General features: G+C 67.0%; 24 protein-coding genes and 4 pseudogenes. 5 read left to right on the top strand and 23 right to left on the bottom strand.

The window, feature by feature from the left end:
- Nucleotides 1-191 precede the first annotated feature (191 nt).
- The gene (locus GNX96_RS30800) at nucleotides 192-485 is read right to left on the bottom strand and encodes a hypothetical protein (RefSeq protein ID WP_163571504.1); all 294 of its coding nucleotides are present in this window, start codon (nucleotides 483-485) and stop codon (nucleotides 192-194) included.
- Between the two features lie 601 nt (nucleotides 486-1,086).
- Here GNX96_RS30800 and GNX96_RS30795 point away from each other — a divergent pair.
- Both GNX96_RS30795 and GNX96_RS30790 read left to right on the top strand, forming a co-directional pair.
- The gene (locus GNX96_RS30795; protein WP_163571502.1) at nucleotides 1,087-1,848 is read left to right on the top strand and encodes an SDR family oxidoreductase; all 762 of its coding nucleotides are present in this window, start codon (nucleotides 1,087-1,089) and stop codon (nucleotides 1,846-1,848) included.
- 87 nt (nucleotides 1,849-1,935) lie between these two features.
- Nucleotides 1,936-2,660: pseudogene (locus GNX96_RS30790) on the top strand (class I SAM-dependent methyltransferase).
- 146 nt (nucleotides 2,661-2,806) lie between these two features.
- Here the strand turns inward: GNX96_RS30790 and GNX96_RS30785 are convergent.
- Entirely contained in the window at nucleotides 2,807-3,850 is a 1,044-nt protein-coding gene (locus GNX96_RS30785; protein WP_163571518.1) for a S66 family peptidase, read from the bottom strand.
- Nucleotides 3,851-3,870: 20 nt separating this feature from the next.
- Nucleotides 3,871-4,966: pseudogene (locus GNX96_RS30780) on the bottom strand (UDP-N-acetylmuramate dehydrogenase).
- A gap of 28 nt (nucleotides 4,967-4,994) precedes the next feature.
- On the opposite strand from GNX96_RS30780, the gene GNX96_RS30775 reads away from it, so the two are divergent.
- Nucleotides 4,995-5,747, top strand: a complete 753-nt coding sequence (locus tag GNX96_RS30775) for a maleylpyruvate isomerase family mycothiol-dependent enzyme (protein WP_163571500.1) — start codon at nucleotides 4,995-4,997, stop codon at nucleotides 5,745-5,747.
- Between the two features lie 566 nt (nucleotides 5,748-6,313).
- Here GNX96_RS30775 and GNX96_RS56610 read toward each other — a convergent pair.
- The 14 genes and pseudogenes from GNX96_RS56610 to GNX96_RS30725 form a co-directional block, all read right to left on the bottom strand.
- Nucleotides 6,314-6,448: a chaplin family protein gene (locus tag GNX96_RS56610; RefSeq protein WP_279581948.1), complete on the bottom strand. Its 135-nt coding sequence runs from the start codon at nucleotides 6,446-6,448 to the stop codon at nucleotides 6,314-6,316.
- A 41-nt stretch (nucleotides 6,449-6,489) separates the two neighbouring features.
- Nucleotides 6,490-6,588, bottom strand: a pseudogene (locus tag GNX96_RS65250) (chaplin family protein); the annotation flags it as partial.
- A 37-nt stretch (nucleotides 6,589-6,625) separates the two neighbouring features.
- Entirely contained in the window at nucleotides 6,626-7,087 is a 462-nt protein-coding gene (locus GNX96_RS56605) for a hypothetical protein (protein ID WP_279581947.1), read from the bottom strand.
- 467 nt (nucleotides 7,088-7,554) lie between these two features.
- The gene (locus GNX96_RS30760; RefSeq protein WP_163571498.1) at nucleotides 7,555-8,172 is read right to left on the bottom strand and encodes a superoxide dismutase; all 618 of its coding nucleotides are present in this window, start codon (nucleotides 8,170-8,172) and stop codon (nucleotides 7,555-7,557) included.
- A 97-nt stretch (nucleotides 8,173-8,269) separates the two neighbouring features.
- Nucleotides 8,270-8,632: a DUF2516 family protein gene (locus GNX96_RS30755; RefSeq protein WP_279581946.1), complete on the bottom strand. Its 363-nt coding sequence runs from the start codon at nucleotides 8,630-8,632 to the stop codon at nucleotides 8,270-8,272.
- Between the two features lie 124 nt (nucleotides 8,633-8,756).
- Entirely contained in the window at nucleotides 8,757-9,263 is a 507-nt protein-coding gene (locus tag GNX96_RS30750) for a hypothetical protein (RefSeq protein ID WP_163571496.1), read from the bottom strand.
- Between the two features lie 26 nt (nucleotides 9,264-9,289).
- On the bottom strand, nucleotides 9,290-9,745 hold the full coding sequence (locus GNX96_RS30745; RefSeq protein ID WP_163571494.1) for a helix-turn-helix domain-containing protein: 456 nt from the start codon (nucleotides 9,743-9,745) through the stop codon (nucleotides 9,290-9,292).
- Between the two features lie 78 nt (nucleotides 9,746-9,823).
- Nucleotides 9,824-10,108: an asparaginase gene (locus GNX96_RS56600; protein ID WP_279581945.1), complete on the bottom strand. Its 285-nt coding sequence runs from the start codon at nucleotides 10,106-10,108 to the stop codon at nucleotides 9,824-9,826.
- Nucleotides 10,109-10,187: 79 nt separating this feature from the next.
- Nucleotides 10,188-10,328, bottom strand: a pseudogene (locus tag GNX96_RS61570) (asparaginase); the annotation flags it as partial.
- A 25-nt stretch (nucleotides 10,329-10,353) separates the two neighbouring features.
- Nucleotides 10,354-10,821: an asparaginase gene (locus GNX96_RS56595; RefSeq protein WP_279581944.1), complete on the bottom strand. Its 468-nt coding sequence runs from the start codon at nucleotides 10,819-10,821 to the stop codon at nucleotides 10,354-10,356.
- Nucleotides 10,822-10,858: 37 nt separating this feature from the next.
- Nucleotides 10,859-11,251 carry an alanyl-tRNA editing protein gene (locus GNX96_RS56590; protein ID WP_279581943.1) on the bottom strand — a complete coding sequence of 131 codons (393 nt, stop codon included), beginning with the start codon at nucleotides 11,249-11,251 and terminating at the stop codon, nucleotides 10,859-10,861.
- Nucleotides 11,252-11,288: 37 nt separating this feature from the next.
- Nucleotides 11,289-11,582 carry an alanyl-tRNA editing protein gene (locus tag GNX96_RS56585; RefSeq protein WP_279581942.1) on the bottom strand — a complete coding sequence of 98 codons (294 nt, stop codon included), beginning with the start codon at nucleotides 11,580-11,582 and terminating at the stop codon, nucleotides 11,289-11,291.
- Nucleotides 11,583-11,650: 68 nt separating this feature from the next.
- Nucleotides 11,651-12,724 (bottom strand): CAF17-like 4Fe-4S cluster assembly/insertion protein YgfZ, encoded by a 1,074-nt coding sequence (gene ygfZ / locus GNX96_RS30730; RefSeq protein WP_279581941.1) that lies wholly within the window; start codon nucleotides 12,722-12,724, stop codon nucleotides 11,651-11,653.
- Between the two features lie 20 nt (nucleotides 12,725-12,744).
- Nucleotides 12,745-13,173, bottom strand: coding sequence for a Fur family transcriptional regulator (locus GNX96_RS30725; RefSeq protein WP_163571492.1), 429 nt, complete (start codon nucleotides 13,171-13,173; stop codon nucleotides 12,745-12,747).
- Between the two features lie 135 nt (nucleotides 13,174-13,308).
- On the opposite strand from GNX96_RS30725, the gene GNX96_RS67385 reads away from it, so the two are divergent.
- Complete coding sequence (locus tag GNX96_RS67385; protein ID WP_279581940.1) at nucleotides 13,309-14,340, top strand: aminotransferase class IV; 1,032 nt, start codon at nucleotides 13,309-13,311, stop codon at nucleotides 14,338-14,340.
- Between the two features lie 159 nt (nucleotides 14,341-14,499).
- Here GNX96_RS67385 and GNX96_RS30710 read toward each other — a convergent pair whose 3' ends face one another.
- The 3 genes from GNX96_RS30710 to GNX96_RS67380 all read right to left on the bottom strand — a co-directional run bounded on the left by GNX96_RS30710 (nucleotide 14,500) and on the right by GNX96_RS67380 (nucleotide 16,788).
- On the bottom strand, nucleotides 14,500-15,186 hold the full coding sequence (locus tag GNX96_RS30710; protein WP_163571488.1) for an enoyl-CoA hydratase-related protein: 687 nt from the start codon (nucleotides 15,184-15,186) through the stop codon (nucleotides 14,500-14,502).
- A gap of 63 nt (nucleotides 15,187-15,249) precedes the next feature.
- Nucleotides 15,250-15,696: an FABP family protein gene (locus GNX96_RS30705; protein ID WP_279581952.1), complete on the bottom strand. Its 447-nt coding sequence runs from the start codon at nucleotides 15,694-15,696 to the stop codon at nucleotides 15,250-15,252.
- A 201-nt stretch (nucleotides 15,697-15,897) separates the two neighbouring features.
- Complete coding sequence (locus GNX96_RS67380) at nucleotides 15,898-16,788, bottom strand: LysR family transcriptional regulator (RefSeq protein ID WP_279581939.1); 891 nt, start codon at nucleotides 16,786-16,788, stop codon at nucleotides 15,898-15,900.
- A gap of 70 nt (nucleotides 16,789-16,858) precedes the next feature.
- Here GNX96_RS67380 and GNX96_RS30695 point away from each other — a divergent pair, with 70 nt between their 5' ends.
- Entirely contained in the window at nucleotides 16,859-17,551 is a 693-nt protein-coding gene (locus GNX96_RS30695; RefSeq protein WP_163571486.1) for an SDR family NAD(P)-dependent oxidoreductase, read from the top strand.
- Nucleotides 17,552-17,652: 101 nt separating this feature from the next.
- Here the strand turns inward: GNX96_RS30695 and GNX96_RS30690 are convergent, their stop codons facing one another.
- Genes GNX96_RS30690 through GNX96_RS30680 form a run of 3 tightly spaced genes read right to left on the bottom strand, consistent with a single transcriptional unit; the run spans nucleotide 17,653 to nucleotide 19,282 of the window.
- Nucleotides 17,653-17,973, bottom strand: a complete 321-nt coding sequence (locus GNX96_RS30690; RefSeq protein ID WP_163571485.1) for a DUF1416 domain-containing protein — start codon at nucleotides 17,971-17,973, stop codon at nucleotides 17,653-17,655.
- The gene (locus tag GNX96_RS30685; protein ID WP_163571484.1) at nucleotides 17,970-18,815 is read right to left on the bottom strand and encodes a sulfurtransferase; all 846 of its coding nucleotides are present in this window, start codon (nucleotides 18,813-18,815) and stop codon (nucleotides 17,970-17,972) included. The genes GNX96_RS30690 and GNX96_RS30685 overlap by 4 nt, the downstream gene beginning before the upstream one ends.
- The gene (locus GNX96_RS30680) at nucleotides 18,812-19,282 is read right to left on the bottom strand and encodes a DUF4395 domain-containing protein (protein WP_163571483.1); all 471 of its coding nucleotides are present in this window, start codon (nucleotides 19,280-19,282) and stop codon (nucleotides 18,812-18,814) included. Before GNX96_RS30680 ends, GNX96_RS30685 begins: the two co-directional genes overlap by 4 nt.
- Between the last annotated feature and the right edge of the window lie 286 nt (nucleotides 19,283-19,568).

The following is a 19,568-nucleotide window of genomic DNA, read 5'->3' as shown; positions in this document are numbered from 1 at the left end:
GTGTGCACCGCGATCCGTGCACCGCGATCGGCAGCTTCGCGGGCCGGCGGAACGTACGACGAAAGGTGGCGGCCACGACATAAGTCAACACAACGAGACGGCGATCTGTTTCCGCCACCTCGCCGTACGCCCCGATGGCCCATCAGCGGCGTAGGACGCGCCTCCGATGGGCCATCTAGGGCGCCATGGCTTCAGTTCGAGTCGTACGTGTAGGTGCCGTTGTAGTTGTTGTACGCGTCGGCCTGGTAGCCATCGGCGCTACTCTCGTGCACGTCCGACACGGTGCCGTCGGAGTTGACGTTCTCGCTCGCGCTGTCGCCCGCACCGTCGGTCGCGGTCACGTGCTGCGCGCCGTCGGCGTCGATGATGCTGTGGTGGGCGTCGACCCCGTCCGCGCCGTACTCGTAAACGTCCGCGCTGCCGTCGGAGTGCTCATATACGTCGTACTGGTTGCCGGAGCTGTCGTATTCGACGTGCTCGCTCATCTTCGCTGCTCCCTTGCAGAGATTCGGTGGGGGACAATTCCCCGTGTTCGACATTTACAGTAAACCGGCGCCGGATTCTTTTCGCGTCCCGGTTTCGTGCCACTGACGGATCATTCGCCAACTACCGAAAGGTGAGGAAAACATTACCTTTCGACGGTCATTCCAGACCCTTTCTTGGCACGTACTACCGATTCCCGTTAGACGCCTTCCGGTGCGCGGCTCACAATAACGGTGTCCCGCCAGGAACCGCGACGATCTGACACCTTTTCGACCACTCCCGAAAAGGCAGCAGCCGCAAAGACCCAGGGCATTCTTTACTCATCCATTCGTACGCCAAATCCGTACGTGAATGACTGGCGAATCGCTGACGAAAGCAGGCGGCAAATTCTCCGAACGACCAGTTATCGACAAAGAAAACATTAGACAGTCGCGAGCTGCCACGCTTTCCCGCCGGACCCGACGGCCGGGATGGCAGCGGTCACGATCCGTACCGCCGTGACCACGGTCGAGCTGGCCAGGCCATCGGCGCCTGGGTGGCCCTGGCGGCAGCGGGTGCCGGAAACGAAGTTAGATAGGTACGGGACGGATCGTGAGGAGACAGATGCCAGGCATTGCGGTTGTGACGGGTGCGAGTAGTGGGATCGGGGCGGCCACCGCGCGGCAGTTGGCCGAGGCCGGGTTCCCTGTGGTGCTGGGCGCGCGGCGGCTCGATCGGTTGGCGAAGCTGGCCGCCGAGACCGGCGGGACGGCTGTCAGCCTGGACGTGACCGACCAGGCGAGCGTCGACGCGTTCGCCACCGCTGTACGGGAGACCGCGAGCAAGCTCGGCCAGGGCGTGAACGTGCTGGTCAACAACGCTGGCGGCGCGCGTGGCGCGGATCCGGTCGACAAGGCCGACGTGGCGGACTGGCAGTGGATGTACGAGGTCAACGTGATTGGCGTCGTACGCGTCACCAAGGCGCTGGTGCCGGACCTGGAGGCCTCCGGGCAGGGACACATCGTGGTCGTTTCGTCGACCGCCGGGCACATCGTCTATGAGGGTGGCGGCGGCTACACGGCGGCCAAGCACGGAACCACGGCGGTCGCCGAGACGTTGCGGCTGGAGCTGTCCGGGCGACCGATCCGGGTGTCCGAGATCGCGCCGGGGATGGTGCGTACGGATGAGTTCGCGGTCAACCGGTTCGACGGGGACGCCGAGGCGGCGGCGAAGGTGTATGAGGGGGTGGCGAATCCGCTCACCGCCGAGGATGTCGCTGACTGCATCGCCTGGACCGTCACCCGGCCCGCGCACGTCGACATCGACCTGCTGGTCGTACGGCCGTTGGCGCAGGCGGCCCAGCACAAGGTGCACCGGGTCAGGTAGCCGTGCCCCGCAAGGCGCCGCGACTCGCGGGCCGGCAGAGCGCGCGCACTCGGCGTCGCCACTCGCGGCACCACCGCGCCCAACCGGCTGCGTCGGGTCGACCGATGGCTGGTAGCGAACCACGCCCAGTTGTTGCGAGCCGCGGCCGATCCGCTGGTGGTGGACCTCGGCTACGGCGCCGCGCCGGTCACCACCGTCGAACTGGCGGCGCGGTTGCGGCTCGTACGACCCGATGTCCGGGTCGTCGGGTTGGAGATCGACCCCGAGCGGGTAGCCGCCGCGGCTCCGGCGGCTGACCCGCCAGCACTGGAATTTCGGCGCGGTGGCTTCGAATGTGCCGGGCTGCGGCCGGTCGTCATCCGCGCGATGAACGTCCTTCGGCAGTATCCCGAGGAAGCGTCCGCGCCCGCGTGGGAGCAGTTACTGGCCCGGCTCGCGGCCGGTGGGTTACTGGTCGAGGGCACCTGTGACGAGCTCGGCCGAGTCGGATGTTGGGTGGCGCTGGACGCCGCCGGCCCGGTCACGCTCACCCTGCGGCTCGACTGTCCACATTGGATAGACCGGCTACTTTGGCCGAGCGGCTGCCCAAAGCGCTGATCCACCGGAACGTACCAGGCGAACGGATCCACGCGCTGCTGGCCACCTTCGACGCGGCCTGGCAGTCCGCCGCGGCGCTCGCCTCGTACGGTCCGCGGCAACGCTGGGCGGCCGCCGCGGCCCGGCTCGCCGCCGACGGCTGGCCGGTCGTCGACCGCCCGGACCGCTGGCGCCAAGGCGAACTCACCGTCAGATGGGAAGCAGTTTCGCCCTAGGAGGCCACGTTTCTCAACCTCGGATCGCGCCAGCTCGCGGCACACCGTCGAGACCCATCTCAAGCGGTGTACGCCAAGCTCGGCATCGACGGACGGCATCAAATCGCCGGCTTTCCCCGCGAGAGAGCAAGACTTCAGGTCAATGATCAGTATTCGACAAAAATCCGGCGCTCGACGGCGTCGACGGTGATCATGGCTCCATTGGGGATGGTGAGCTGCGGGTCGGTGTGGCCGATGTCGAGACCGGTGACGACTGGTACGTCTGGTGCGTACTCACCGAGGGCGCGTAACACCGCGTCCACCTGACCGGAAATGTATTCGGTTTTTGCTTCTGGGCTGTTCTGCTGGTCGAAAGACCATGCCTTGGGGCGGCCAACCAGGACAGCGGCGAACTGTTCCAGCAAACCCCGTTCGCCGGCCTGCATCAGCAGCCGATAGACCTCGGTGGCGCTGGGCATTTCCTCTGACGTCTCAAAATAGAAGACGCAGCCGGCATATGCGTCACTGTCCTTGATATAGCGGCCAGCGGCCAGGTTCCAGCCGAGAATCTCCAGGTTTCCGCCCCACGAAATGCCGCTGACCCGGCGGCTCGGGCCATGCCAAGTCCAGCCGTCCGATGGCATCATCGGCGGCTCTTTCTCCAAGTTCTCCGGCACATCCCACGAGTGATCGATGTCGTTGTAGTCCTTGGACGCGCGCAACTCATACGGCCCGGCCTCAAAAATCGCGGCCCGAAACGACTCCTCGGTCAGCGGATGCATCGCTCCACCGCGACCGAGAGAGGTCATCACCGTCGTGCCGTGGAACGAGGTGATGCCGAGATTCCACAGGTAGTTCAACAGGTTCGTGTTGTCGCTCAGACCAAAGAACGGCTTCGGGTGTGCCCGCAACAGATCCGGATCCAGATGCCGGAGCACCTTGATCTGGTCGCTGCCACCGATGGACGCGATCACCGCGGTCACACGCTCGTCGGAGAAAGCCGCGTGAACGTCGGCCGCACGCTCCTGCGGGGTCGCACCCATCTTTCTGGTGGTGGGGTATTCGATCGCGGTAAGACCGAAGTTGTCGGCGAGCCTGCGCAGGCCAAGGTCGAACGGCAGCGGAAGAATTCCCGGCAGGCCGCTCGCCGGCGAGATGACGGCGAGCGAGTCGCCGGGCTTGGCCTTGGGCGGATTGACGAACGAACGCATGGCGGCCACGCTAGCAGCCTTTAAAGTGAGTCGCCCACGATTACCGGCTCGTTGACAAGTGTCACGCCGAAGGTGTCACGTACGCCGTCCCGTACTTCCCTGGCCAGCGCCAAAAGCGCCGTCGTGGTGCCGGTGCCGCGATTAGTGAGCGCGAGAGTGTGCTTGGTGGACAGGGAAACTCCGTCCCGGCCGTGGCCACGAGCGAAGCCGGCCCGCTCGATCAGCCACGCCGCCGAGGTTTTCACCAGCCCGTCCGCCGCGAACCGCGGCGGCACCACATCCGGGCCGTGCAGCGCGGCGCAGCGGCGGACGACCTCGTCGTAGTCCGCTGGCTCCAGGACCGGGTTGGTGAAGAAGGAACCGACGCTCCAGGTGTCGTGGTCGGCGGCGTCCAGCACCATGCCCTTGCCGGCTCGCAGGGCCAGGACTGCGTCACGTACGTCCGCCAGCGGTGCACTGCCGCCGGGGTCCACGGCGAGCCGACGGGTCAGCTCACCGAACCGCAGCGGCTCGGACTCCTTGGCTCGGGGCAGCTGGAAAGTCACGTCCAGCACCAACCAGCGGTCGTGCCCCTTGAAGACGCTGTGCCGGTAGGTGAATCCGCACTCGGCCGGCGTAAGCACCTTCTGGACGCCGGCCAGCCGGTCGTACGCGCGCACCGCGGTGATGGTGTCCGCGACCTCCTGGCCGTACGCACCGACGTTCTGGACCGGGGTCGCGCCGACCGAGCCCGGGATGCCGGCGAGGCACTCGATGCCGGCGAGGCCTTCCCGTACCGACCAGGCGACCAGGTCGTCCCAGGTCTCGCCGGCCTGCACGGTGACCGTCACCGAGTCATCGCTCTCGCTCACCTGCCGGCCGGCCGAGCGCAGCAGCACCACGGTGCCGTCGAGGCCACGGTCCGGCAGGACGACGTTGCTGCCACCGGCCAGCACACAGCACGGGCTCCGCCGCGGCCGCCACCGCGTCGATCGCCTCGGCCGCGGTGGTGACCTCGACCAGGGTGCTGGCGGGTCCGCCGAGGCGGAGCGTGGTGAGTCCGTCGAGCGGAGCTTGGGAAGCAGTTCGCACGCCTGAAAACCATAGGCCACCGCCAGCGCGGTAACGTGCCGGCATCGGGCGCGACCACTCCAGGAGGATGACAATGACCGACCTCACCGCCGACCAGCGGTTCTGGCTGGAGGCGCTGCGGGCCGAAGGTGCGGCCCTGGGCGCGGCGGTCGGAGTGGAGAACCTGGCCGCGCCAGTGCGGTCCTGCCCTGGCTGGAACCTCGAGCGTCTGGTCGGGCATCTGGGCGTGGTCTACCAGTTCCAGCGCACGCATTTCGTCCGCGGCACCGCCAGTCGACCGGACAACGAGCGACAGACCGCGCCGACCGGCCCGGCGGTGCTGGACTACTTCGCCGAGCAGCTCGCCCAAACCATTACCGCGCTGGAAAATCTCGACCCCGAGGCACCGGCGTGGAACTGGGGCGGCGGCCCCAAAGTGGCGGCTTTCTGGTTCCGTCGGATGGCCCTTGAGACCGCGATCCACCGCTGGGACGCGCAAGCCGCGATCGGCATCCCGATCCCGCTGGACCCGCGCCTGTCCGTCGACGGCATCGCCGAGGTGCTGGACACCCAACTGCCCAGCGGCCGCCGGAAGGGCCCCGATGACGCGGAGGGCGTCGTACGCCTGAACGCCACCGACACGGGCGACCGCTGGGTCCTGAGGCTGCGCGGCACCACCCTGGCCGTCCTGGACACCAACACCGTCCTGGACCCCGGCCCGGGCGCCCAAGCGGCCGCCAAGGGCACCGCCAGCGACCTGCTGCTCGCCCTCTGGGGCCGCATTCCCCTCGACGTACTGGAGATCACCGGCGAAAGCCACCTCCTGGAGGCATTGCGCACCGGCTGAGTTTCTGGCCGCAGTTCCTGCGGCGGCGGCGCATCCGGTTCGCGTCGCCGGGGCGCCCAAAGAGCGGGCACCCCACCGCAGTGTTTCTGGCCGCAGTTCCTGCGGCGGCGCATCCGGTTCGCGTCGCCCGGGGCGCCCAAAGAGCGGGCACCCCACCGCCACGAACCTGGGCGACCTCCGGTCGCCGCGCGAACCTGGGCGGCCTACGTGCGCCGCGCGGGCGAGGTGTGGATGGAAACCTGTGTGGCTGGTTTAGCCGCGACAAGCCGTAACGGCGCGAAATTGTCGTAGGTGTCTGTTTTTCTTTCCCCCTCCCTTTGAACGGGCGGGGGGTGGGTCGAGAGGTGGACCTTAATTTTTAGTTGAACATCGGTCCTCAAACCCGCCCCCCACCCGTCACTGGGTGGGGGTGATTTTTGGGGGTGGGTACGACAATTTTGAGCCGGGCGGGGGATATAACGGGCACCGGGACGCGGGGTGTCGGCGGAGTTCCCGGGACGCTAAGAAGCCCGGCGCCCGTCTGGAGGACGGGATGGCCGGGCTTCTTGAGAAGAACTAGCGAATAACTACAGCCCGGCGATGCCGGTGCCGAGGATGCCCACGGCGTTTCCGGTCACATTCACCGGAGCGTTGACGCCGGTGATGACCTGGTTGCCGCCACCGATGCTGTGCGCACCGTTGGTGACACCGCCGGCGTGCACGGCGCCGGTGGAGGACGGGGCCGCGCCGCCGCCGCCGCGATGCCGTGGCCGAGGATGCCGACAGCGTTGCCGCTGACGTTCACCGGAGCGTTGACGCCAGTGATGACCTGGTTGCCGCCGAGGATGCTGCCGACGCCGGAGGTCGCGCCGCCGACGGACGGGGGCCGGTGCCGGCGGTCATCGGAGCGGCGGAGTGCTTCTTGCCGCCCGCGACGGCGTTGCCGACCGCGTTGCCACTGACGTTGACCGGGGAGTTGACGCCAGTGATGACCTGGTTGCCGCCACCGGCGCTGTGCGCGCCGCTGGTGGCGCCGCCGCGCTCACGCCGCCGGTCGAGTGTGCGCCGCTGCCACTGCCGCCACCGGAGTGGCAGAGGGCGAGCGCGTGGCCGAGCGCACCGACCGCGTTGCACGCCACGTTGACCGGGGCGTTGACGTTGGTGATGACCTGGTTGCCGCCGAGGATGCTGCCGACACCGGAGGTCACGCCGCCGACGCCGCCCTTGAGGACCACATGATGGGCCGTCGCCGCGTCAGTGGCCGGAGCGGTGTGGCTGGCGTAGGCGCCGGTGGCGCCCAGTGCCAGCAGGCCGCCGGCCAGAACCGCGGTCTGGACCGATCTGCGTACCCAAACGTTCATTGTGCTCCGATCTAGCTGGATGGACAGGACCGTGGACAGCGGTGGCCACTGGGTGGTGCCTGGCGTTCGTACGTGCCGCCGCTCAGGCCCGCACCATCCGCCGGTTACGCACGAAGCCCCACATCGCGCGTGCCCGACGGCTGGTGAACCTACGGATGGAGCCCCCGACGGGACACGTTCGTCACCATTCCCGGCTCATACCGATCAGCCCCTACCCGCAGTGCGTACCTTTTGACGTTGTGTAACGCCGGGACAAAAGTTAACACCACTACATAACCGCCCACAAAGGGTAATCGTAGCGAATGTGTCTAATCGGTCGTACGCCCCTATGTTCACACCAGCAACAGCGCAGATCAGGCCACCCCCGAAGGCTGTCCGGACAAGCACGAAGGCTCCGGACAGCACGAAGCCGGCCGACGGAAGGGATCAGTCGACCGGCCGGGGAAGCGTACGGCGAGCTAGCCGAGCTAGCCGAGCTTGACGCCCTGCGCGGCGCTGAAGCGGTCGGTCACGTCCGGCCAGTTGATGATGTTCCACCAGGCCTTGACGTAGTCCGGCTTGACGTTGCGATATTGCAGGTAGAACGCGTGCTCCCACATGTCCAGCAGCAGCAGCGGGTAGATGCCGACCGGCAGGTTGCCCTGGTGGTCATAGAGCTGACAGATGATCAGCTTCTGACCGAGCGTGTCCCAGGCCAGGATCGCCCAGCCGGAGCCCTGGATGCTGGTCGCGCTGGCGCTGAAGTGGATACGGAACGCGTCAAACGACCCGAAGGCGTCGTCGTCGATCGCCGCGCCCAGCTCACCATCGGGCTTGTCGCCGCCGTTCGGCGACATGTTCGGCCAGAACACCGAGTGGTTGACGTGCCCGGCCAGGTTGAAGGCCAGGTTCTTCTGCAGCAGGTTGACCGTTGTGGTGATGGCGCCCGACTCCCGAGCGTCGACCATCTGCTCCAGCGCGTCGTTGGCGCCCTTCACGTACGCCTGATGGTGCTTGCTGTGGTGCAACTCCATGATCTCGCCGCTGATGTGCGGCTCCAATGCGCTGTAGTCGTACGGCAGGTCGGGCAGCTGGTAGTCCGCCACTGGAGAGCTCCTCGCCTCGAAAACTATAGAGACTTGCTTCTGCAAACTCTATGCAAGTACGAGTGAGCGGCAACTCCCGGGCACCACAAAGGCCACCTCAGGCGGACCTGAGATGGCCTTGCGGACTTAGCAAGCGGTTACCAGGAGGACGAGCCGCCTTCGCTGACCTCGCGCAGCGCTGGCCGTACGTCCACCAAATAGACCAGGAGGCGATGATCGCGATCAGCCCGAGAATGCTGACCGTCGGCAGCCCGAGCACCACGGTCACCAGGATGGCGGCGAGGTTGATGCCGACCCAGGACGGCTTGGTCAGCTTGCCGGCCGCTGTGTACGCCTCGGCGCGCTGCGCGATCGAGTGCACCAGCGCGAAGCCCTCGGTGAGCAGAACCACCGCGAACAACGCCCACCCAACGACCAGCTGCACCGGGTCGACGATGTTGATCGCCGCGAGGCTTGACACCGGACTACCCCCACACTTTCGGTGCTAGTGACATGGATCAAGCCTACGCACCGGATCCACGGTTGTCGTACGGCCCACGAAAGCGGCCCCGGACACCTGCCCGGGGCCGTCATTTTCGGTCCTACTAGCCGATCTTCTCGGCGCCGTCCTCGACGGCCTTGCCGGCCGCGGCGGCGGTCTTGCGGGCCGAGGTCACGGTGCCCTTGGCGCTGGTACGGGCGCGCTCGGCACCCTTGCGCACGGTGGTGGCGGTGGCCTTGGCGGACCGCGCGGTGGCGTCGACCCGGTTCACCAGCTCCTGGGTGGCCTTCTGGTTGCGGATCGAGTCGACCGTCTTGCGGCCCCGGCTGACCAGGTCCTCGTACGTCTTGGTGGCCTTGGTCTGGGCGTCCTCGAACTGCTTGGTCAGCTGCTCGCGCTGCTTGGCGAGCTGGCCGCGAACCTCTTCGGGCTTGACGCTGTTGCGGGTGCGCTCGGCCAGCTCCTGCGAACGCTTCTGCAGATCGGTGGCCAGCTGCGGGAGTTTGCGCAGCTCTGCGACGGCGAGGTCGCCGACGCCGGCGACCGCGTAGAACGGTCCGGTCAGCAGGTCGGTGGTGGAACGGGTCTCGGTCTTGGTCTCGATGGCCATGACGAATTACCTCCTTGCGGCGGCGACTATTTTTCGCCACTCGCGTCGGTTGTGCTCTCGGACTCTTGGGAGATCTGTCTTTCCACCTCGGCAACGATTTTCGCCGCCGGGGATTCGGCCGGAGTTTCTCCGTTAACCGCGCCGTTGGCGCGACAGAAAGACTCGTAGACCTCGATCAGTATTTGTTTTTGCCGGTCCGTCAGGACCGGGTCCGCGGTGATCGCCTCCGCCACACCCTGATCTTCTCGACCGTCCAGCAGGCCGGCCCGCAAATACATGATCGGTGTCGAGATCCGCAGGGCGGACGCGATCTGTTGGAGCACTTCCGCGCTCGGTTTTCGAAGCCCGCGCTCGATCTGGCTGAGATACGGGTTGCTCACGCCCGCCTGGGCGGCCAACTGACGGAGCGAGATCTGCGCGCGTACCCGCTGTTCGCGGATAAATTCACCTAGCTCACTCAGTGGACCGGTCAATCCGGGCATGTCTCCAAGGTAGCGGCGGGTGCTAGCAATTGCAAGCGCTCAGCTAGCAGATGGACGGTGAGACGAGTCACGATAAACTCACCACAGGTGGTCGACTTGTGACTCAAGTCTCTGACCAGTGCGAACGAATGGCCCCAACGGCCTTCCGCCGCCCAGGACAGCCGATTCGGCGAGGTCGTCGAGTGTACGGCCTGCTAACCCCAGCCGCCGCAGACCCGCCACCAGCAGGGGCGTACGAGCGCGTTGCGAGCCGTCGGCGATCTTCACCGCGACCGCGCCGACGGCCGGCATCGCGGCCACCAGGACGCCTTCCGCGCCGTCTTTCACCAGCAGGCCGTGCATCCCGGACATCAGCCGGGTCACGTCCCGGTTGGTGCCGCCAAATCAACCACGGATGGTCGCGCATCACATCGGCGACGGTCCGCTCAGGCGTACCGACATCAGCGTGTACGAGCCGCTGGAATGCGGTCGCGAGGCCGCGCAACGGCACCGGCCACAGCGGCGCGCCACAGCCGTCCACCGCGGGCTCGGTCAGTTGGTGGCCGGTCAGCTTCGCCAGAGTTTCGCGGATCTGCCGCTGCACTGGGCTGGCCGGCTCCAAATACGCCTCAGCCGGCCAGCCGACCGACCGCGGCGGACGCGCAGAGCATGCCGGCGTGCTTGCCCGAGCAGTTCATCGCGGCCCGCCGCTCACCGCCACCGGAGGCCAGCAGCTCCCGCTGCGCGGCCTCGCCCAGCGGCAGAGACGGCGGGCACCGCAGGTCATCCTCGCCAAAGCCGCTGGTCGCGAGCAGCTCCAGGATCCGCTGGATGTGCTGCGGCTCGCCGCTGTGGCTGGCGGTCACCATCGCCAACTGCTCGCCGGTCACCGCGAGGCCAGTCCGCAACATGCCGGTCGCCTGCAGCGGTTTGTTGGCCGAGCGGGGAAAAATCGGCACGTCCACGGTGCCGGCGGACGCGAGCTCCTGCCCGTACGCGTCGAGCACCACGACCGCGCCGCGATGCGCGCTCTCCACCCGGCCGGAGCGCTCCATCGTGACCAACACCGGGCCGTCGAACACGTCGGAACTGGGCACGACCGCTCGTTCTCCCCGCTCTATGAGAAATGTCTGCTCAGTCGACGATTTTTAGCCGCAGCCGGCGAAAACCCCGGCCCTTGCTCTCCACTTTGGCCACCTGCAGGCGACCGATCGCCTTGGTCGAGGCCACGTGCGTACCACCGTCGGCCTGGGTGTCCAGCCCGACGATGTCCACGATCCGCACCTCGGTGAGTCCGGCCGGCACCAGATTGGTGGCCGTCCGAATGATGTCCGGGATCGCGAAGGCATCGTCGCGGGGCAGCACCTTCACGTCAATCGACCGGTCAGCGGCCACCTCGGCGTTGATCGAGGCCTCCACGGTTTCCTTGAAACCAGGCGGAATCTCCGGCAGGTTGAAATCCATCCTGGCGGTGCCCGGCTCCATGTTCCCGCCGGTCACCAGCGAGCCGAAGTCGCGAAAGACCACCCCCCGCACAGGACGTGCAGGCCGGAGTGCGTACGCATCAGCATGCTGCGGCGCTCGTCCTCCAGGGCTCCGCGCACGGCCGTACCCACCGGCGGCAGCGGGTCGCCCTCGACTGGCAGCAAGTAGAGCTCTCGCCCTTGCGGGTGCCGGCGATCCGGGTCTGGACCCCGCCCCACAGCAGTGTGCCGTGGTCCGGCGGCTGGCCGCCGCCACCGGGATAGAAGGCCGAGCGGTCCAACACGATCCCGGTTTCCGCATCGGACTGCAGGACGGTCGCGTCCCACTCCCGCAGGCTCGCGTCCTCGAGGTCAAGCCGGTGCGTGTGACTCATCCCTGGGACCCTACTTCCCGCTCTCGGGCCCCCTCCCGTACGGATCCACGCTCACCCTCCGTGGTGGGTCAGGGGCGGGAGGGGAGGCGGGTGACGCGTGGGCGCTCGCGGACATCGGCGGGGTTCTCGGCCGGGATGCTGTCCGGGTCGATGGCGGCCGCGCGGTCGCCGATGGTCAGCTGGGCGTCGACCGGGACATTGCGCCGTACCAGCGCGAGCGCGATCTGGCCGAGCTCGACGTGCCGCACGGCGGTGCCGACGAAGCCGACCTGGCGCTCGCCGAGCGTCACCGGATCGGGATCGCCGGTGACCGGCAGGTCCTCGTCCATGCCGTCCAGGTGCAGCATCACCATTCGGCGCGGCGGCTTGCCGAGGTTGTGCACCCGCGCGACCGTTTCCTGGCCGCGGTAACAGCCCTTGTCCAAGTGCACGGCGGACGGCACCCAGCCGGGCTCCTGGACGATCGTCTTGTGGTCGGTTTCGCGGCCGAGCCGAGGCAGCCGATCCGCGACCCGGAGGGCTTCGTACGCCCAGATGCCCGCCGGCGGGACATCGAGTCTTCGCACTGTTTGAAGCAAATCCGCATGCGGCACGAGCAGGTCCGCGGCCAGCCCAGGACCGGCGACGCGGCGAACCCAGCCGCCGCCTGGCAGCGCGGCTGCCTGATCTTCAAGAACCACCCCGATATTCGCGAGAGCAGTGTCGAGTTGCGGGCCGACCAGCGTCAGCAGCGCCCAGTTTTCGGTGACATCGGTGGGATCCACCCGCAGCATGAAGCGCATCGAGTCCAAATAGGACACCAGAGCGGCGGCCGTACCAGGCTCCACGTCCAGCCAGGTCGTCGCACCGTCGTCCAGCACGCCCAGGTGGTGCTCGACGTGCCCGTGCGGCGACAACACCAACGCCTCGGTGCCCTGCCAGGGCGCGAGCCGCTCCAGGTGCTGGCTGGTCAGGCTGTGCAGCCAGGTCAGCCGGTCGACACCGGGCACCGCGATGACGCCCCGGTGCGAGCGGTCGACCACACCGACCTTCTCCAGGAGCGCGCGCTGCTCCTTGTACGGGTCGCCGTAATGGGCCGCCACACCAGCGTCAACGCCGTCAGCGGCAACGGCTCCGGGCAGGGTCAGCAAGGCTGAAGTCACGGTCCAACCGTACTCCGGAATCAGGGCCGACCGGCACAGTCCGCGCACTGCCCGAACAAAGCGAGATGTTCCACATCCAGCTCGAAACCGCGCTCCTCGCGGAGCTTGCGGACCAGCCCGTCGACGGTGCTGGCCGGCAGCTCGGTGACCGTCTCACAGTCCCGGCAGACCAGGTGCAGATGCTGATGCGTACCAGCCGCGTGGTACGTCGGCGCGCCATGCGTCAGGTGCGTGTGGGTGACCAGCCGGAGCTCGGACAGCAGCTCCAGAGTCCGGTAGATCGTGGTGATGTTGACGCCCGCCGCTTTGCCCGCCACCTCGGCGTGGATCTGCTCGGGGGTGGCGTGGACCAGCTCCCTGACGGCGTCCAGGACCAGCTGGCGCTGGGCGGTCATCCGGAGGCCACGCTCGCGCAGGGCGCCTACCAGTGCGGTGTCCGCTTTGGCCATGACTCCATCGTACGCACCCATCCTGGACGCGTTTATCAAGGAGGCCAGGAGTAGCTGGATTTATACAGCCTTTAGACCTGCAAAAACAGCTAGTCCTGGTCTCCTTGATAACAGTCGGCTCAGTAGGCTCGCTGTATGCCGGATCCCTTGCTGCTGACAGTCGATGACGGACATGTACGAGTCGCTGACCGGAGCGCGCCGCTTCTGAGAGCCGACGACCTGGGCGTCCTTCGCGGCGATGGGATCTTCGAGACGATGCACGTGGTCGACGGCGTCGTGTTTGGGATAGCGGCACATCTGGACCGGATGGCGCGCTCGGCGACGCTGATGGAGCTGACGCCACCGGCCCGGGACATGCTGGAGCGACTGGTGGCGGCGGCCGCCGAAGCGTCCCATCAGGCGTGGCCAGCGGGTTGCGAAGGCGCGCTGCGGATATCGGTGACACGCGGGGTGGAGCCGGGCGGACCGCTGACGGTTTTCGCGACCGTCGACCCGATCGGGGCCAAGTCGCTGCGACTGCGGCGCGAAGGCGTGCGCGTACTGACCGCCACCACCGGCTTCGCGACCGACACCAAAGCGGGCGCGCCGTGGCTGCTCGGCGGCGTGAAATCGCTGTCGTACGCGGTGAACATGGCGTCCCTGCGGTGGGCGGAGGCCAACGACGCGGACGACGTGTTGTGGACCTCGTCTGACGGTTATGCGCTGGAAGGAAGCGCCGACCTCGTCGCTGGTGTGGCTGGCCGGCGGCATACTTTTCAGCACTCCCAACGAAACTGGGATTCTCGCTGGCACCTCCGCAGGGCAGTTGCTGGCAGCCGCCGAAGACTTCGGATTCCAGGCCAAGAGAGCGCTGATCACGCCGAAAGAACTGCTGGACACCGAGGGCGCCTGGTTGTGTTCGAGCGTACGCGGTGTCGCGGGTATTCGGACCCTGGACGGAAACGCGCTGCCCTTCGACCCGGCACTCACCGCACGGCTCGGCACCGCGCTCGGATTTGCGCTCCGCGCATGAGTGGAAAAAAAACTCCCTTGCCGGCCGGCCCGAGGCGACGTAGCGTTTGCCGTACACGAAGGAAGGAGGTGGTCGGAACTTGTATAAGTATCGGACTCGTGAGGTGGCTGTCCGCTAGCCGCCGTCCGAAGCAGGATCGGATGACCGACCGCTGATGATGGCGGCCGGCACTATCGGACAGTCACCGGACCCTCGGGCTGCCAACCGTTGTCCAGGTTGGCTCGCCAGCTGACGTTTTCGCGTCGCGGCGAAACGGCCCGAGGGTTTCTACTTTTCTCAGAGTTTCCGTCGATTTCGTGAAAATCGCTGGGTGTCTACGACCCGCCGAGCGCGGAGAAGTCGACGTTCTTCTCCCGCAGCACGGCCAAGGTCTGCGCGTACATCTGCGATTTGATCGCCCCGAGCGTCGCCCCGGCCTTGGCCGCCAGCGGCCGAGCCAGCTCCAGCGCAGCTTCCACCACCTTGTCTTCGTCGGCCACCTGGTCGACGATGCCGGCGGACAACGCGTCAGTGCCGCCGTACCGCCGGGCGGTGGTCATCGCCGTGTGCGCGACCTGCTTGGTGAGCCGGCTCTGGATCAGCGCGGACATCCCCGGCGTGAACGGGATCTGAATGTCGACCTCGGGCAGACAGAAGAAGCCGCGGTCGGCCCGCATCACCCGGAAGTCGTGCGCCAGCGCGATCATCGCGCCGGCCGCGAACGTGTGCCCCTGGAGAGCAGCCACCGTCGGCACCGGGAAAGCCAGCATCCGCGCGAAAAGCCCGTGCACCCGGCCGAGATGGTCCGCGATCTCTTCGAAATGCGCCGCGATCCACTCCAGATCCAGGCCGTTGGAGTAGAACTTCCCGGTCGCCGCGGTGACCAGCGCTCGCGGCCCGTCGCCCTTCTCGACCTCGTCCAGCGCCGCTTCGACGGACGCCAACCAGTCCGGGTGGAACCGGTTCTCGCCGTCCCCGAGGTTGAGGACGAACACGTCCCCGTCACGCTCCAACTGCGGCATGGCCACTCCCTCTCACCGGTCGAGGCTGGCTATGTTACCAGTCGGTAATCGGCCCATCGGGAGTTAGAGGCGGACCAGGCGGCCGGACATGTACGGGGCGAAGGGGCTGGTCGCTGGCGGCCTGGTCGACGGCGTAGAGGAGATCGCGCTCGACGATGCCGTAGAGGCGGTGTTCGCCGACCACATCCCGCGCGGTGGAGTGCGCAGGACCGCGTCGGACGACATCTCGTACCGAGTGCCCTCGACCGTGCCGACCAGCAGCTCGCTGAAGCCGTCCTGGTCAGTGAGCACGACCTCGAAGTCGTCCTTGCCCAGCGGCCGCCACCAGCCCGACTCGCGGCTGTACGGGCGCAGGGGCACGCCGTCCGGGTCGATGATCCAGGTCCGCGACTCGTACGCGAGCACCGCCCGGCCGTCGTGACTGAACCGGACCTCCTGCGCGAAGTCGAAGTCGTCGACGCCGGCGTAGCCGCCCTTGCCGGTGCCCCGCCAGTGCCCGATCAGCGGCAGCAGCCCGAGCAGGTCGCCATGCAGGTCCGGGCCGGAGCGCAGGTCGTGGGTCTCTTCGTACGGGTAGCCCGGGTTGGGCTCGGCGGTGGTCAGCGTTCCCCCCGATAGAGCTTCTGCGCCACGAACAGCGCGAACCAGCCGACCGCGAGGCACGCGGCGACCAGCAGCAGCACGAATATGGTCTCCAACACGCCGCCAACCCTACCGGCCGGCCAACCAGACCCTCAGGACGTCCACGCCCCTTAAATCAGTGGGATCATGTTGTCGGCGTGTTTGGTGGCATGTTTGGTCGCATGGCCGACGAAAGCCGCCACCGCCGGCGAGTGACTGCCCTCCGGCCAGCCGATCATCACCCGGGTCGGCTCGGCATCTTCGACCGGGACGCACACGAGTTCCTCGCGCAGGTGCCGGCGTACGGTCTCGGGAAGCACCGCGATAATCAATCCCAGCACACACAAGTTGCATCAACTGCCCGACATCGCGGATGTTCGGCCGGTCCGCCGGCCAACAGGGCAGCGGCTCGTCGCGCACGTCCCGCATGCGTACGGACGCGCGCCTGGCCAGCCGATGCCCTTGCGGCACCAGCAAAACCTGGCTCTCGACCAGGAATTCGACGGTGTCCAGCCCGGCCAGATCGGTGTGCTCGTGGACAAAAGCAACGTCCGCGCGGCCCTGCCGAATCATGGGCGTCTGCTCCCCCACGCCACCCACCACGATGTCGACGGGCAGTCCGGCCGGATCCGCCGCGAAGGCGGACAGGATCGCTGGCAACAGACCGTGGTCGATGCCCGGCTTCATGGCCACCACGAAATTCTCGGAGCGCTTCCCGGCCCGTTGGGTACGACTCGCGGCCGCGTCGGCGGCTGCCAGCACCCTCTGCGCCTCATGCAGCAATACCTCACCGGCTTCGGTCAGCGCGACCCGCTGGCTGGTACGAGTGAACAGCCGCACGCCGAGTTTTCGTTCCAGCCGCTGGATCGCGCGGGACAACGGCGGCTGCGCGATGCCCAGCCGGCCGGCCGCCCGGCCGAAATGCAGCTCCTGCGCGACGGCCACGAAATAGCCCAGCTCCCGGGTCTCCAACCGCTCCATACCCGTACGGTATCGCTCATGACCGGATCGGTGTTAGCGCCGGACCGGTCGGCAGCGGCAGGCTCGACACATGATCGCACTCGTCACTGGAGCAAGCCGGGGCATTGGCCGCGAGGTCGCCGCCCAGCTCACCGCCCTCGGCCACACCGTCATCGCGGCGACCCGGGCCGGCGGGCCTGCTGGCGTACGGCTGGATGTGACTGACCAGGCCAGCATCGACGCTGCCGCGGTGGCCGTAGAGCAGCGCCACGGCCAGCTGGACGTGCTCGTCAACAATGCCGGCATTTCCGACGGCCCTGGCCATCCACCGCACACCGCCGACCTGAAATCCGTACGGGAGATCTTCGAGACCAACCTTTTCGGCGTCATCGCAGTCACCAACGCGATGCTCCCCCTGCTCCGCAAATCCGCGCATGGCCGGATCGTCAACGTTTCCAGCGGCACCGGTTCGCTCGGTTGGATGACCGACCCCGACCATTACTTCGCGAAAATGCAGGCCGGATCCGCTTACCCAGTCTCAAAAACGGCATTGAACGCACTCACTGTGCAATACGCGAAAGATCTGCGGGTCGATGGAATTCTGGTCAACGCGGCCGCACCGGGCGCCTGTGACACCGATTTCGCCAAGCCCTTCAAGGAAATGGGTCGGGTCATCGCCCGTACCGCGGCCGACGGCGCGGCCGTCATCGTCAAACTGTCCACTTTGGATGATGACGGTCCGACCGGTGGCTTCTTCGACGACAACGGCCCCGTCCCTTGGTAGACACTGCCCTTGGGAAACACTGCCCTGGTAACACTTGGTAGATAACGAAAAGGCCCTCCTACCCGCAGCTGTGCGGGCAAGAGGGCCTTTTTCAGGGAAAACTAGCTGGCGACCGCCAGCGGCGTCTCATTCACGCCGATGGCGGCGGTGACGGTGGCCTCGCCGTTGCCACTGCGGGACAGCGCCCGCACGACCCACTGGCCCGGCCGGGCAAAGAACCGGAACTCGCCGGCCGGCGATGCCTGGACCTCAGCGGTGAACTCACCACTGGCGTCCAGCAGCCGTACGTACGCCTGCGGCACTGGAGTGCCGCCGGCGGTCACGACGCCCTGGATGACGGTTTCCTTGTCCACGTCGATGCCGGCCAGCGACTGTCCCTGGACGGGAGCGCCGCAGCCGTCGCCGGTCAACGGGGCGCTCATGCCTTCGACCCGTCGCCGAGCTCGATCGGCACGCCGACCAGCGAACCGTATTCGGTCCAGGAACCGTCGTAGTTCTTCACCGACTCGTCGCCGAGCAGCTCGTGCAGCACGAACCAGGTGTGGCTGGAGCGCTCACCGATCCGGCAGTACGCGATGGTTTCCTTGCTGTCGTCCAAACCGGCTTCCTTGTAAAGCTCGGCCAGCTCGGTGTCCTTGCGGAAGGTGCCGTCCTCGTTGGCCGCCTTGCTCCACGGAACGTTGATCGCACCGGGAATGTGGCCGCCGCGCTGAGCGACTTCCTGCGGCAGGTGCGCCGGCGCCAGCAGCTTGCCGGAGAACTCGTCGGGCGACCGCACGTCGACCAGGTTCTTCGTGCCGATCGCGTCGACCACCTCGTCGCGGAAGGCGCGAATCGCGGTGTTCGGCTCATTCGCCGAGTAGGTGGTGGCCTTGCGGTCAGCCGGGTCGGTGGACAGCGGACGGCCGTCCAGCTCCCACTTCTTGCGGCCGCCATCGAGCAGCTTCACCGCGTCGTGCCCGTACAGCTTGAAATACCAGTACGCGTACGCGGCGAACCAGTTGTTGTTGCCACCGTACAAAATCACGGTGTCCTCATTGGACACTCCGCGCTCGGACAGGAGCTTCTCGAACTGCTCCTTGTTCACGAAGTCGCGGCGGACCTGGTCCTGCAGGTCCTTCTTCCAGTCCAGCTTGATCGCACCGGCGATGTGGCCGCCGTCGAACGCGGTGGTGTCCTCGTCAACCTCGACGAGCACGACTCCGTCGCTGTCGGCGTTCTTCTCCACCCATTCGGCGGAGACGAGTACGTCGTCACGACTCATGCTGTCACTCCCTTGTCAGATGTGGACCGTTTCACGAAACGCTGGATGAGAAGGTAAACCTGGCAGCCGAGGCAGTAGCCGAAGGCCGCGTTGAGAAATGCCGCGATGAAAGCGAAAGCGGTGGCGATCAGCCCGACAACCCAGCCGCCGGACAGATAGCCGACCGCCCCGACGACCGCGAAGGCAAACCCGACGCCCTGCGCGAACCGCGGCGGTGCCTCCGCTTCAAGCTCGGACGGCGGACCCCACCTGCGGTTGACCGGAGCCCTCAAAAAGGTGCGATAAAGGAAGCCGTAAGGCGCGTATTTGAGGCCAACAAAGGCCCCGACCGCGAAAATTACCGCTTGTACGGCCAACAGCCAGCCGCTGCTGGTCAGCAGCACGACGGCCAGCACGACCGTGGTGATCCAGGCGGCGAACCGTGGACCACGTGGGTCAATTCCTGGGGACTGAACGGGTTCGGACATGCCTGACGCTCCTGACAAACAAAGGGATGAGGTGCGTGAAAGGCGCTACGAGACGCAAAAAACTGAAGGCAGGCCGCGATAACGGGACGCGCGGGCTTACTTCGGGCGCAGCGCCGTCAGCAGCCCGGACACAGGCAGGTGGACACGCGGCAGTTGTCGACCGCACGCCGCCGCGTCAGCACCGGGAAAAGTGCTGAGCACGTCAGGTTGGGATTGACCGCCGCGTCCATAGTGCTGCCGAGCGTACCAGCAAACCCGGGTGATGTGGACCTGTCCGAACGCAGCG

Source organism: Fodinicola feengrottensis (assembly GCF_010993775.1).
Taxonomy (GTDB): domain Bacteria; phylum Actinomycetota; class Actinomycetes; order Mycobacteriales; family HKI-0501; genus Fodinicola; species Fodinicola feengrottensis.
The sequence above is the reverse complement of the archived record's forward strand: the minus strand, read 5'-3'. Positions and strand labels throughout refer to the sequence as shown.